This is a genomic window from Mesorhizobium sp. B2-4-6 (genome assembly GCF_006442775.1).
GTDB lineage: Bacteria > Pseudomonadota > Alphaproteobacteria > Rhizobiales > Rhizobiaceae > Mesorhizobium.
Genome location: NZ_VFVI01000003.1, coordinates 1 through 13,421 on the forward strand (window position 1 = coordinate 1; position 13,421 = coordinate 13,421).

Annotated in this window: 9 protein-coding genes; 7 read left to right on the forward strand and 2 right to left on the reverse strand. The window is 64.1% G+C overall.

Going from position 1 to position 13,421, the window contains the following annotated elements; genetic code table 11:
• Window positions 1–179 precede the first annotated feature (179 nt).
• The 4 genes from glgA (at window position 180) to FJ957_RS09970 (ending at window position 7,112) form a co-directional block, all read left to right on the forward strand.
• Window positions 180–1,625 carry a glycogen synthase GlgA gene (gene glgA / locus FJ957_RS09955; RefSeq protein ID WP_140830912.1) on the forward strand — a complete coding sequence of 482 codons (1,446 nt, stop codon included), beginning with the start codon at window positions 180–182 and terminating at the stop codon, window positions 1,623–1,625.
• A 3-nt stretch (window positions 1,626–1,628) separates the two neighbouring features.
• Window positions 1,629–3,257, forward strand: coding sequence for an alpha-D-glucose phosphate-specific phosphoglucomutase (locus FJ957_RS09960; RefSeq protein WP_140830914.1), 1,629 nt, complete (start codon window positions 1,629–1,631; stop codon window positions 3,255–3,257).
• A 199-nt stretch (window positions 3,258–3,456) separates the two neighbouring features.
• Window positions 3,457–5,457, forward strand: coding sequence for a glycogen debranching protein GlgX (glgX, locus tag FJ957_RS09965; RefSeq protein ID WP_140830916.1), 2,001 nt, complete (start codon window positions 3,457–3,459; stop codon window positions 5,455–5,457).
• Window positions 5,457–7,112: an alpha-glucosidase family protein gene (locus FJ957_RS09970; RefSeq protein WP_140830918.1), complete on the forward strand. Its 1,656-nt coding sequence runs from the start codon at window positions 5,457–5,459 to the stop codon at window positions 7,110–7,112. Before glgX ends, FJ957_RS09970 begins: the two co-directional genes overlap by 1 nt.
• 7 nt (window positions 7,113–7,119) lie before the next feature.
• Here FJ957_RS09970 and FJ957_RS09975 read toward each other — a convergent pair whose 3' ends face one another.
• Together FJ957_RS09975 and FJ957_RS09980 are read right to left on the reverse strand one after the other, a co-directional pair.
• Entirely contained in the window at window positions 7,120–8,877 is a 1,758-nt protein-coding gene (locus FJ957_RS09975) for a pilus assembly protein TadG-related protein (RefSeq protein ID WP_140830920.1), read from the reverse strand.
• Window positions 8,874–9,443: a TadE/TadG family type IV pilus assembly protein gene (locus FJ957_RS09980; RefSeq protein WP_246685803.1), complete on the reverse strand. Its 570-nt coding sequence runs from the start codon at window positions 9,441–9,443 to the stop codon at window positions 8,874–8,876. Before FJ957_RS09980 ends, FJ957_RS09975 begins: the two co-directional genes overlap by 4 nt.
• A gap of 170 nt (window positions 9,444–9,613) precedes the next feature.
• On the opposite strand from FJ957_RS09980, the gene FJ957_RS09985 reads away from it, so the two are divergent.
• The 3 genes from FJ957_RS09985 to FJ957_RS09995 all read left to right on the forward strand — a co-directional run bounded on the left by FJ957_RS09985 (window position 9,614) and on the right by FJ957_RS09995 (window position 13,421).
• Window positions 9,614–11,206 (forward strand): peptide ABC transporter substrate-binding protein, encoded by a 1,593-nt coding sequence (locus tag FJ957_RS09985; protein WP_140830921.1) that lies wholly within the window; start codon window positions 9,614–9,616, stop codon window positions 11,204–11,206.
• A gap of 174 nt (window positions 11,207–11,380) precedes the next feature.
• Entirely contained in the window at window positions 11,381–12,304 is a 924-nt protein-coding gene (locus tag FJ957_RS09990; protein ID WP_140541606.1) for an ABC transporter permease subunit, read from the forward strand.
• On the forward strand, window positions 12,297–13,421 hold the full coding sequence (locus tag FJ957_RS09995; RefSeq protein WP_140830923.1) for an ABC transporter permease subunit: 1,125 nt from the start codon (window positions 12,297–12,299) through the stop codon (window positions 13,419–13,421). The genes FJ957_RS09990 and FJ957_RS09995 overlap by 8 nt, the downstream gene beginning before the upstream one ends.

The following is a 13,421-nucleotide window of genomic DNA, read 5'->3' on the forward strand; positions in this document are numbered from 1 at the left end:
CGACGCCAAGCGTTTTCGCGTGTCGGAGAAAGGCATCTGCCTCATCACCCAGGACATGATCAACAAGCTGGCAACCTGATAGGGTTGATCGGCAAGCTGTCGGGTCGGTCAGCAAGCTGACGACTTGATCAACAGATTGTCACTTTGACCTGTCACGTTGAGATCGGAATGTGGAGCGCATGCAGGTTCTGTCGGTTACGCCCGAAATCTTTCCGCTGGTCAAAACCGGCGGGCTTGCCGACGTGACCGGCGCCCTGCCGATCGCCCTTGCCGGCAAGGGCGTGGCGATGCGCACGCTGGTTCCCGGCTATCCCATCGTGATGGCGGCCTTCGCCAAGAAGAAGGCCGTTTACCAGTACCCGCTGCTGCAAGGCGGCAAGGCTTCGGTCCATGCCGTCAAGATCGGCGAGCTCGATCTCTTCGTGCTCGACGCGCCGCATCTCTTCGACCGCCAGGGCGGCCCTTACGGCACGGTCTCCGGCGCCGACTGGCCGGACAACTGGCGCCGCTTCGCGGCCTTGAGTCAGGTCGGCGGCGACATTGCCGGCGGCGCGATCTCCGGCTACCAGCCGGACATCGTTCATGCCCACGACTGGCAGTCGGCGATGACGCTTGCCTATATGCGATACGGCAAGGCGGTCGGGGTGCCGTCGCTGATCACCGTGCACAATCTTGCTTTCCAGGGCCAGTTCGGCGCCGGCATCTTCGGCGAACTCGGCCTGCCGGCTGTGGCTATGCAACTCGACGGCGTCGAATATTATGGTGGCGTCGGCTATCTCAAGGCCGGCCTTCAGGCGGCCTGGGCGATCACCACGGTGAGCCCGACCTACGCGCAGGAAATCCGCTCGCCGGAATTCGGCATGGGCCTCGACGGGCTGATCAACATGCGCGCCACCGATCTCTACGGCATCGTCAACGGCATCGACGTCGACATCTGGAATCCCGAGACCGACAAGCATCTGGTGGCCAATTATTCGGCCGAGACGCTTGTCGCGCGGGCCAAGAACCGCAAGGCGGTCGAAGAGCGCTTCAACCTGGAGGCGGACGGCAGCCCGATTGTCTGCGTCGTCAGCCGGCTGACGTGGCAGAAGGGCATGGACATCCTGGCCGCGGTCGTCGACGGCATCGTCGCCGCCGGCGCGCGCCTCGCCATCCTGGGCTCGGGTGACGCCGGTCTCGAGGGCACGCTGCTTGCCGCCGCCGCCCGTCATCGCGGCCGCGTCGGTGTCGTCGTCGGTTACGATGAAGGCCTTTCGCACGTCATGCAGGGCGGCTGCGATGCCATCATCATTCCGTCCCGCTTCGAGCCCTGCGGCCTGACCCAGCTCTATGGCCTGCGCTATGGCTGCGTGCCGGTCGTCGCCCGTACCGGCGGTCTGGCCGACACCATCATCGACGCCAATGAAGCAGCGTTGTCGGCAGGCGTCGCCACCGGCTTCCAGTTCGCGCCCAACAATGGCGGCGCGATGCTGCATGCCATCCAGCGGCTAGTCGAGCAGCATGCCCGGCCGGCGACTTGGGCCTCGATCCAGCGCCAGGGCATGAAGGCCGATGTCTCCTGGGACAAGAGCGCCGAAAAATACGTCGAACTCTATCGCTTGCTGCTTTCGAAAAGGGCTGCCTGAGGCATGATCAAAACCGTCCCCACCAAACCCTATACCGACCAGAAGCCGGGCACCTCCGGCCTGCGCAAGAAGGTGCCGGTGTTCCAGCAGGAGCACTATGCCGAGAACTTCATCCAGTCGATCTTCGATGCGCTGGACGGATTCGAGGGCAAGACGCTGGTGATCGGCGGCGACGGCCGCTTCTACAACCGCGAGGTCATCCAGAAGGCCATCGCGATCGCCGCCGGCAACGGCTTCGGCAAGGTGATGGTCGGGCAGGGCGGGATTCTGTCGACGCCCGCCGCCTCCAACATCATCCGCAAATACAAGACCTTCGGCGGCATCATCCTGTCGGCCAGCCACAATCCCGGCGGTCCGCACGAGGATTTCGGCATCAAGTACAATGCCGGCAATGGCGGCCCGGCGCCGGAAAAGATCACCGACGCGATCTTTGCCAAGTCGAAGGAGATCAAGAGCTTCAAGATCGCCGATATAGGCGCCATCGACATCGACACCATCGGCACCGTCAAGGCGGGCGACATGACGGTCGAGATATTCGATCCGGTCAAGGACTATGCCGAATTGATGGAAAGCCTGTTCGACTTCGATGCGCTGAAGAAGCTCTTCAAGTCGGGCTTCCGCATGCGTTTCGACGCCATGCACGCGGTGACCGGTCCCTATGCCAAGGAGATCCTCGAACGCCGGCTCGGCGCGCCCGACGGCACCTGCCGCAACTTCAAGCCGCTTCCCGACTTCGGCGGCCATCACCCCGATCCGAACCTAGTGCATGCGAAGCACCTCTATGACGAGATGATGGGGCCGGACGCGCCGGATTTCGGCGCGGCTTCGGACGGCGACGGCGACCGCAACCTGATCATCGGCAGAGGCATCTTCGTCACGCCGTCGGACTCGGTGGCGATGCTTGCCGCCAATGCCAAACTGGCGCCGGGCTACAAGGACGGCCTGAAAGGCATCGCCCGCTCGATGCCGACCAGCGGCGCGGCCGACCGCGTCGCCGAAAAGCTCGGCATCGGCATGTACGAAACGCCGACCGGCTGGAAGTTCTTCGGCAACCTGCTCGACGCCGGCATGGCGACCATCTGCGGCGAGGAGAGCGCCGGCACCGGCTCCAACCATGTGCGCGAGAAGGACGGTCTGTGGGCCGTGCTTTTGTGGCTCAACATCCTCGCCGCGCGCGGCGAGAGCTGCAAGCAGATCGTCACCGAGCACTGGGCGACGTACGGCCGCAATTACTATTCGCGCCACGATTACGAGGAGGTCGACAGCGACCGTGCCAATGCGCTGGTCGACGAACTGCGCGCCAAGCTTGGTTCGCTCGCCGGCACCGGGGTGCGCGGCCTCAAGATCGCCAAGGCCGACGATTTTGCCTATCACGATCCGGTCGACGGCTCCGTGAGCGAGCATCAGGGCATACGAATCCTGTTCGAGGGCGGCTCGCGTGTTGTCCTGCGCCTCTCCGGCACCGGCACGTCAGGGGCGACGCTGCGCGTCTATATCGAGCGCTACGAGCCGGACAAGGCCAGGCACGATCTCGACACCCAGGAAGCGCTCGCCGATCTCATCGCCGCCGCCGACGACATCGCCGGCATCAAGAGCCACACCGGCCGCAACAAGCCGAGCGTGATTACTTGAGGGTGGCGGCGCGGCGCGGCCCCCCCTTCTGCCCTTGTGAGAGAAGGTGTCGCCGAAGGCGACGGATGAGGGGTGCTCCCGCTTGGCGCAAACCGGCGGTGGCACCGCCGGCGCCTGATTTCTTCCAACACCCCTCCTCCGTCTCGGCGCTGCGCGCCGATCCACCTTCTTCCACAAGGAGAGAAGGGGAGGCGCTCGCATGACCCAGCTCGGCGCCACCATCACCCCCGAAGGCATCCGCTTCGCCGTCTGGTCCTCATCGGCGCGGCGTCTCTGGGTCTCGATCTTCGACGACACCGGCGCGCGCGAACTCGACCGGCTGGAGCTCAATCCGGAAGGCGAGGGCGTGCACGCGCTCCTCGTCCCCGGCCTTGGCGAGGGCACGCATTACGGCTTTCGCGCCGATGGCGACTATGCGCCGGAGCGCGGCCTTTGGTTCGACCCGAACAAGCTTCTCACCGACCCCTACGCCGTCGAGTTGGACCGTCCATATCAATATCATTGGCGGCTTGCCGCCAAACGCAATGAAGGCGCCGACACGTCCTCGCTGATGCCGAAGGCGATTGCGCGTCCGCTGCCCAAGCCGGAACCGGCCAAACCGCCGCTCTTCCAGGCCGGCGGGCTGATCTACGAGCTCAACGTCCGCTCCTTCACCAAGCTGCATCCGGAGGTTCCGGAAGCGCAGCGCGGCACCATTGCGGCGCTCGCCAATCCGGCTGTCATCGAGCACCTGCAGCGTCTCGGCGTCTCGGCCGTCGAACTGATGCCGGTCACCGCGTCGATCGACGAGCGGCACCTGCCGCCATTGGGCCTCAGCAATGCCTGGGGCTATAATCCCGTCACGTTCATGGCTCTCGATCCGCATCTCGCGCCCGGTGGCCTCGAGGAATTGCGCGATACCGTCGCCGCGTTGCGCAAGGCGGGCATCGGCACCATCCTCGACCTCGTCTTCAACCACACCGGCGAAAGCGACCGGCTCGGGCCGACGCTGTCGCTGCGCGGACTGGATGCGATAGGCTACTACCGGCATCAGTCGGACGGCAGGCTGGTCAACGACACCGGCACCGGCAACACCGTCGCCTGCGACCATCCTGTGGTGCGCGAGATGGTGCTCGACACGCTCCGCCACTTCGTCCGCTCCGCCGGCGTTGACGGCTTTCGCTTCGATCTGGCGCCAGTGCTCGGTCGCGTCGACGGCGCCTTCGATCCTGAGGCACCGCTGCTTCAGGCCATCGCCGGCGATCCTGTGCTCGCCGATCGCGTGCTGATCGCCGAACCCTGGGATATCGGTCCGAACGGTTACCAGCTCGGCAGTTTCCGTCCCCCATATCTGGAATGGAACGACCGCTACCGCGACGATGTCAGGCGCTTCTGGCGCGGCGATACCGACGCGATCGGCGCCTTGGCCACCCGGCTTGCCGGCTCTTCCGATATCTTCGGCAGGGACGGCCAACCGATGAGCCGCAGCGTTAATTTCATCGCCGCGCATGACGGCATGACGCTGACCGACATCGTCGCCTATGAGCGCAAGCACAACGAGGCAAATGGCGAGCAGAATCGCGACGGCCACAACGACAATTTGTCTTGGAACAACGGCGCCGAGGGCGAGACGGACGACGAGGCGATCGCCATGGCCCGCTTCAACGACCAGCGCGCGCTGCTCGCCACGCTCTTTGCCTCGCGCGGCACCATCATGCTGACCGCCGGCGACGAGTTCGGCCGCACGCAGAAAGGCAACAACAACGCCTATGCGCAGGACAATGTCATCACTTGGCTCGACTGGGCTGGCCGCGACCGGGCGCTGGAGCAATATGCATCGTCGCTGGCCACGCTGCGCCGGGCCTTCCCGGTGCTGGCGGATCCGCATTTCCTGACCGGCGAGCCCGCCGACGGATCGGAAATCCCCGACGTGGCCTGGCTGACCGAGACCGGCGCGCCGCTCGGCGATACGGACTGGAACGATCCCGGCCGACATCGCCTCGTCATGCTGCTCGGCGACGCCGAGGGCGGGCGCCTGGCAGTGGTGATCAACGGCGACCGCCGCCAATGTGTCTTCAGCCTGCCCGCGCGGGACGGATTTGAATGGCGCCCGGCAATCGAGACGCAGCCGGTCGATCTGGCCCGGCCGTTGCCCGGCCGCAGCGTCGGTTTCATGATCGAGCGGCGAGCCGCTAAATCGCGGAGCAAGAAGGGGTCGTAATGGCTGGCGACAATCCAGAGCAAGGCGCCGAATGGTGGCGCGGCTGCGTCATCTACCAAGTCTATCCGCGTTCCTTCCAGGATACGAGCGGCGACGGCAGCGGTGATTTGAAGGGTATCACCGCGCGGCTCGCCCATATCGCGTCGCTCGGCGTCGATGCCGTCTGGCTGTCGCCCTTCTTCAAGTCGCCGATGGCCGACATGGGCTATGACGTGTCCGATTACCGCGATGTCGATCCGATCTTCGGCACGCTGGAGGATTTCGACGCGCTGGTCGCCGAGGCGCATCGGCTCGGCATGAAGCTCATCATCGACCAGGTGATCTCGCATTCGTCCGACAAGCACGAATGGTTCGCCGAAAGCCGGGCCAGCCGCGACAATGCCAAGGCGGACTGGTACGTCTGGGCCGACGCCAGGCCGGACGGCAACGCCCCCAACAACTGGCTGTCCGTCTTCGGTGGCCCGTCCTGGGAATGGGACGCCACCCGCCGGCAATATTACATGCACAATTTCCTGGCCGCGCAGCCGGATCTGAACTTCCACAATCCTGACGTTCAGGACGCGCTGCTCGACACCGTGCGCTTCTGGCTGGAGCGCGGCGTCGACGGCTTCCGGCTGGATACGGTCAACTACTATGTCCATGACCGCTGGCTGCGCGACAACCCGCCTTTGGCGTCAAGCGTCGCCGGCACCAACGGTTCGACCAGCACCTATGCCTTCCAGGAGCATCTCTTCGATAAGACGCGGCCTGAGAACCTCGACTTCTTGAAACGCTTCCGCGCGCTGCTCGACGAGTATCCCGATCGTGCCGCGGTCGGCGAGGTGGGTGACGAGGAGCGTTCCTTGCAGACGCTCGCCGCCTATGTATCCGGCGGCGACAAACTGCAGATGTGCTACACGTTCGACCTGCTCAGCCCGCAATTTTCCGCCGCCCATGTGCGCGGCTGCGTGGAGGCGTTCGAGACGACCGCCCCGGCCGGCTGGGTCTGCTGGGCCTTTTCCAACCATGATGTCGTGCGCCATGTCAGCCGCTGGACGCGGCCCGGCCAGAGCCCGGACGCGGTGGCCAAGTTCTCGATCGCGCTGCTGTCATGCCTGCGCGGGTCGATCTGCCTCTATCAGGGCGAGGAACTGGGGCTGGAGGAAGCCGAGCTAGCCTATGAGGATCTGCGCGATCCGGTCGGCATCCGTTTCTGGCCGGGCGTGAAGGGCAGGGACGGCTGCCGCACGCCGATGGTGTGGCAGGCGGAGGCCGAGAACGCCGGTTTTTCGACGGCCAAGCCCTGGCTGCCGGTGCCGCAGGCGCACCGCGCCCGGGCGGTCGACGTCCAGGATGGCGAGGAGCGGTCGGTGCTTGCCGCCTATCGGTCGATCCTTGCCTTGCGCAAGAGCCATCCGGCACTGATCCAAGGCGCGATCCGCTTTCTTGATGCCGATGGCGATGTGCTCGCTTTCCTCCGCGAGCGCGACGACGAAAGGCTGCTTTGCGTTTTCAATTTCTCGGCCGAGGCAACAGGCTGGGCGCTGCCCACGGAGATCGGCGAGGCCGAGATAGCGACATTTGACGTCGACGCCGCCGGCGTTCTTACCGGTGTTGTCGAGGAAAGAGTGCTGGCACTGCCGCCTCTGGGCAGTTTCGTCGGCAGGATCGGCTGACGGCAGCTTACTGAACCAGCACCGAGCGTCCGCACGTCGCGCCTGTCACCCGGACGTCGGCCTCACCGACACGGACGCCAAGCGCCCCAAGAACGTTGTAGACCAAGCTGTCGACCGGCGCGGTCACGCCGTTGAGCAGCGTCGTCACCGCCGGCTTCACCGTGCCGAGCAGGGCGGTCACCTCGAGGCCTAGCCCCAGCGCATTGACCGAAAGCGACAGGTTGTCGACCAGCGATGTCGTTAGCGATTGCGTCAGGTTCTTCGTCGACACCGTCTTGATCGCCTTGTTGGCGATGTCGGTGGCGTTGTAGGTCAGGGTGGTCGGCGTCATGTTGGTGACCGAGAAGGCCGACGAGCCTGTCACCTGCAGCACCGGGATGAGCAACGGCTTCAGGTCCGCGATATCGGCGGCGGAAAATGACTGCGGCTTGGTGAAATCCGCGAAGCCGCTTGCGCTGCTGTTGGCGAGATGGGCTGAGACTACGCCCGGCTGCGCGGCGATCGAAACCTTGATGCTGGAGGGACCGGTCGGGCAGCTGATATCGGTCAGCCTCGCTTCGGCATAGGCCACTTCGACATTGAGCGGCAGGTGGACGGCGACAAGACTGTTGCCGCCGCCGAGATTGGAATTGCCGACGGTGACGTCGGCGTTGAGCTTGATGCGCGTCTGCGCCGTGCGCACCACGGTGCCGGCTTCTCCCACCGCCAGCCAGGCCGAGTTCTGCATCGGCTCGCCGATGGCGATCGCCAGCGTCGTCGATGCCAGCCCCGGTATGCTGGTGCCGAGATTGACCGCGACCGGGTTCGTGCCGTTGGCCAGAGCGGCTGCCGTGGTGAGCATGCTGAGCGCGCTGGCTGTCACGTTGAGCCCGGCCGGCTTTTGCCCGATACCGAGATCACCGACGGATCCGAGATCGATGAGGGTGCTGAGCGGAATCTTGACGGTGTTGGGGGCGTTGGAAGCCATGGTCTGCAGGGCGATCTTGGCCGTGCGGTCCAGCCCCGGCACGTTGGCCATGGCGGTGGCGATCTGGCCGATCGTTGCTTTGGAGGCAAGCACGTCGGAATAACTCACGCCGGTCAGGTGCAATTGCGTCGCCAGCGCATCGGTGAACGAAAGAACGTCGACATCAGCTGAGATCAGCGAATTGTAATCCATCACGCTGAGCGAGATGCCGTTGCCGCCGAGGAGGCCGCCGAGAAGCGCGTTGAGAATGCCGCCATTGAGGCTGGCAAGCCGCGAGCCGACCGAAAAAGCCGCTTGCGGCTGCGCGCTGGCGATAGCGGTCGTGCCAAGAGTAGGCGGCGACATGATCGAGCCGGCGAAATAGAGCGTGCCCTGCTTCTTCAGCGACACCTGCACGGCATTGTAGGGCAGCTTGCCCGCCTCGAACCGGCTGCCGGCGGCAATGGTGCTGACGCCTGTGTAGCGCCCCGCCACGATCTGGACGACCGCCTTGCTCGCGGTTGGCGCCACGGTGGTGCCTTGTTGCTGCACGGCGACCGAGGTGATGCCGTTGTCGGCGAGCGTCGTCAGCACCGCCTGCTGGGCATTGGTGATGTTCGAAGCCGCGGTGATGGCGGCAAGGTCGACGATCGACTGCGCGGCCCGGCGCTCGTTGTAGAGCGAGCCTTCGTCGATCGCGAAGGCGGTCAGCGCCAGCGCCACCGGCGTGCATAGCGCCGTCATCACGGCGAAATTCGCGCTCCGGTCGGCGAGCAGCCTACGCGTCGCCGCAGTCAATCCCCCCTTGGCCCGCATCATATCCCTCCGACGCGGATCGTCGATTGACTCTGGATCGTCGTGCCCGGCAACGGCAGCGTCCGGAACAGGTTCCAGATCGGCAGGTTGCGCGCATCGTAGCTGACCGAGACGACGAACTGGCTGCCATCGGCGACGCTGTCCTGCGCGTTGACGGTCAGCTTGTTGGGATCGACGAAGGGGTAGCCCGCGACGTCGTGGGCGATGAAATCGGTGACCAGAGCCTGCCGCTCGGTCTGGTTGAGACCTGCAATGGCCGTTCGCGCCGCATCGGCGGCGATCTGCTGCACGGAGTGGCTGGCACCGAAATAGATTCCATATGCAACCATGCCGAGCAGAAGCAGGATGAAGATGGGCGCAAGCATGGCGAATTCGATTGCCGACGTGCCCGAGGCGTCCGCCCGGAAACGAGACCAAGAAACAGGGAACTTTCGGTTTTTCAGCATGTTGCGGAGAATGCCAACACCTGCCTGCAAAAACAGAAAACACATCGAACAACCGGCAGGTGTGCCAAGTTGAAGGCAAGCTCTAAGCTTTAGGCTTCGCTGTTTTAGCGTGATGGCGCTCACTTTGCGTCAAGCAGGCAGTGGTTGAAATAAGATTTCGCTCTGTCTAGTCTCCTGCCACCAGCCGCCGGAAGGGACCGGCGGCACGCCTGAAACGGGGCCGTTTCGACGGTTCCGGGTGTCAAAACTTAAAAAGGCGTGGCTGAGGGGCTGCGCCGACTGGGAGAAACTTCATGCTGAAAAACATGCTGAAGGCGACGGTGTTCGCCACCACATTGGCCTTGGCCGCCGGCACCTTGTACATCCCGGCCTTCGCCGAGACCGTCTACAACCGCGGCGCCGCCGCCGAGGCGGAGACGGTCGATCCGCACAAGACATCGACAGTCTATGAAGCCGATATCATACGCGACCTGTTCCAGGGCCTCGCCATGCATGACCAGAAGACGAACCTCATTCCGGGCGCCGCCGAAAGTTGGACGGTATCGGATGACGGCACCGTATACACCTTCAAGCTGCGCAAGGACGGCCTCTGGTCGGACGGCACCCCGGTGACGGCGGACGACTTTGTCTATTCGTTCCATCGACTGGAAGATCCGGCCACCGCTGCGGAATACGCCTCGATGCTCTATCCGGTGAAGGGCGCGGAGGACTTCAACACCAAAAAAGGCAAGGCCGAGGATATGGGCGTGAAGGCGATCGACGCCAACACGCTTGAAGTCACGCTGAAGGCTCCGACACCATACTTCCTGGAGATGCTGACCCACCAGGCGACCTATCCGGTCAACAAGGCTTCCATCGACAAGCTCGGTGCCGACTGGATCAAGCCGGGCAAGCTGGTCTCCAACGGCGCCTATACGCTGGCGGAGTGGGTTCCCAACGACCATATGAAATTGGTCAAGAACCCGAAGTTCTGGGACGCCGCGAGCGTCAAGCTCGACGTGGTCAACTACATCCCGACCGAGGATCGCTCGTCGGCGATGAAGCGTTTCGAGGCCGGTGAACTCGACAGCTATGGCGACCTGCCAACTGAACAACTCGCCGATCTCAAGACCAAATTCGGTGACCAGGTCCGTGTCGGGCCATATCTCGGCACTTATTATTACGCGATCAAGACCGACAAGGCGCCGTGGGACAATGTCGAGTTGCGCAACGCAATCTCGATGGCGATCGACCGCGACTTCCTCGCCGAGAAGGTCTGGCAGAACTCGATGCTGCCCGGCTATTCGATGGTGCCTCCGGGCATCGAGGGCTACACGCCGGCACTGGCCAAATACGCCGACATGCCGCAGATCGACCGCGAGGACGAGGCCAAGAAGATCCTGGAAAAACTAGGCTATACACCCGAGCATCCGTTGAAGATGGAGATCCGCTACAACACCTCGGAGAACCACAAGAACACCGCGGTCGCCATCCAGGAACAGCTGAAGCCGCTCGGCGTCGAGGTGACGCTGCTCAACACCGACACCAAGACCCACTACGGCTTCCTCGAGCAGAAGGGCAATTACGACGTCGCCCGCGCCGCCTGGATCGCGGACTACAAGGATCCGGAGACCTTCCTCGGCATCTCGCGCAAGGCAAGCGGCAACAACTACTCGAACTACAACAGCCCTGCCTATGAAGCCGCCATGGACAAGGCGGCCGCCGCGGGCGGCAAGCCTGAGGAGCGCATGAAGGACCTCGCCGCAGCCGAGCGCATCCTCGTCGACGATGTCGGCGAGATCCCGCTTCTCTACTACAGCTACCACGACATCGTTTCGTCGAAGCTGCATGGCTTCGACGACAATGTCATGGACATTCATCCGTCCCGCTTCATCTCCAAGGACTGACAAGAAACCTTGGCCGTGCCGCCGCTCTCTTTTTGGGAGCGGCGGCCTCGGTCTGTCGTCCTGCCGGGCCGAAAGTCGGATTGGATTTTCGGGCATGCCGGTGCGAAGATCAGAGATGCCAGCGCGCCACGGTCTCGTCTGGAGAGCTGTCGCCCTGGCTGAAGCGGGGCGCCGATGCTGCGTTATGTCTTCCGGCGGCTGTTGACCGCCATCCCCACGCTGTTCGTCATCGTGACGGTGGCGTTTTTCCTGATCCGCGTCGCCCCTGGCGGCCCGTTCAACCAGGAGCGGGGCCTGAGCCCTGAGATCAGGGCCAATCTCGAAGCCCAGTTCGGCCTCAACGATCCGCTCTGGCTGCAATATGTTCACTATCTCGGCAATCTTTTGCGCGGCAGTTTCGGCCCGAGCTACAATCTGCCGGATTTCACCGTCACCGAGCTCTTCGCCAAGGGCCTGCCGATCTCCATCCAGATCGGCACCTCGGCGCTGGTGCTGGCGCTGCTGCTGGGCTCCATCCTGGGCACCATCGCCGCGCTCAACCAGAACAAAATAGGCGATTATTCGGTGATCGCCTTGGCCACCGCCGGCAGCACCATCCCGACCTTCGTCATCGCCCCAGTGATCCAGCTCGTCTTCGGGCTGTCCTGGAAGCTCTTGCCGATCGGCGGCTGGGGCGACGGCGCCTTGATCAACAAGGTCGGTCCGGTGCTGACGCTGGCCTTGCCGCAGATCGCCATCGTCGCCCGCCTGATGCGCGGCTCCATGATCGAGAGCCTGCGTTCGCACCATATCCGCACGGCGCGCGCCCTCGGTCTCTCCGACTGGTCGGTGGTGGTCAAGCACGCGCTGCGCGGCGCCGTGCTGCCGATCGTCTCCTTCACCGGCCCGGCGGCGGCCGCGCTGTTGACCGGTTCGATCATCGTCGAGACGATCTTCTCCATCCCAGGGGTCGGCCGCTACTTCGTCGATGCAGCCCTCAACCGCGACTACACGCTGGTCATGGGAACCGTGGTGGTGATCGCGCTCTTCACCATCGTCTTCAACCTGATCGTCGACCTGCTCTATGCGGTCGTCGACCCGAGGGTGCGCTATGACTGACCTCGCCGTCGCCGTACCCGAGCCGATCGTCGGCCGCTCGCTCTGGGGCAATGCCTGGGCGCGGCTCAAGCGCAACCGCGCCGCGATGCTCAGCCTCTATTACCTGGCCTTCATCGCCGTCGTCAGCATTTGCGGTCCGTGGATCGTGCCGCATGCATACACCACCATCTATGGCGACTATGTGCGCATGCCGCCGAGCCTTTCGGCCTATCCGAAGCCTGACATGATCCAGGGTGCGCTGGGCGACGCCATCAAGCGCATGCGCGCCGACATCAAGGAGTGGCATCAGGACGGCAATCGCGTCGTCGTCACCGTCACCTCGACCAAGCCGATCGACGACCGCAACATCCGCTATCTCGACCGCTCCGATGCCTTCGACGACACCAGGATCGAGAACAAGTCGCCCGACGGTCTCGAAGTGACGATGAGCTCGGCCGTGAAGCAGCAATATTTCTTCTTCGGCACCGACAACACCGGCCGCGACCTGCTCTCGCGAACGCTGATGGCCGGGCGTATATCCTTGGCCATCGGCCTGCTCGCCGGCGTTGTCGCCGGCGTCATCGGCGTCATCTATGGCGCGACCGCGGGCTTTGCCGGCGGCCGGGTCGACGAGGTGATGATGCGCATCGTCGACGTGCTCTATTCGCTGCCCTTCATCTTCTTCGTCATCATGCTGGTGGTGTTTTTCGGCCGCAACTTCGTGCTGATGTTTCTCGCGGTAGGCGCCGTGCTGTGGCTCGACATGGCGCGCATCGTGCGCGGCCAGGCGTTGTCGATCCGCAGGCAGGAATATGTCCAGGCGGCGGAAGCCATGGGCGTCGGCCAGCGCGGCATCCTGCTGCGCCATGTCATCCCAAACCTGCTCGGGCCGGTGGTCATCTACATGACGCTGCTGGTGCCGCAGGTCATCATCCTGGAGAGCTTCCTCTCCTTCCTCGGTCTCGGCGTGCAGGAGCCGATGACCAGCTGGGGCGTGCTGATCTCGGTCGGCGCCAAGAACATCGGCTACGCCAACTGGCTGCTGCTGTTCCCGGCCTTCTTCCTCGTCTCGACGCTGTTCGCGCTGAATTTCGTCGGCGACGGCCTGCGCGACGCCCTTGACCCGAAGGACCGTTGA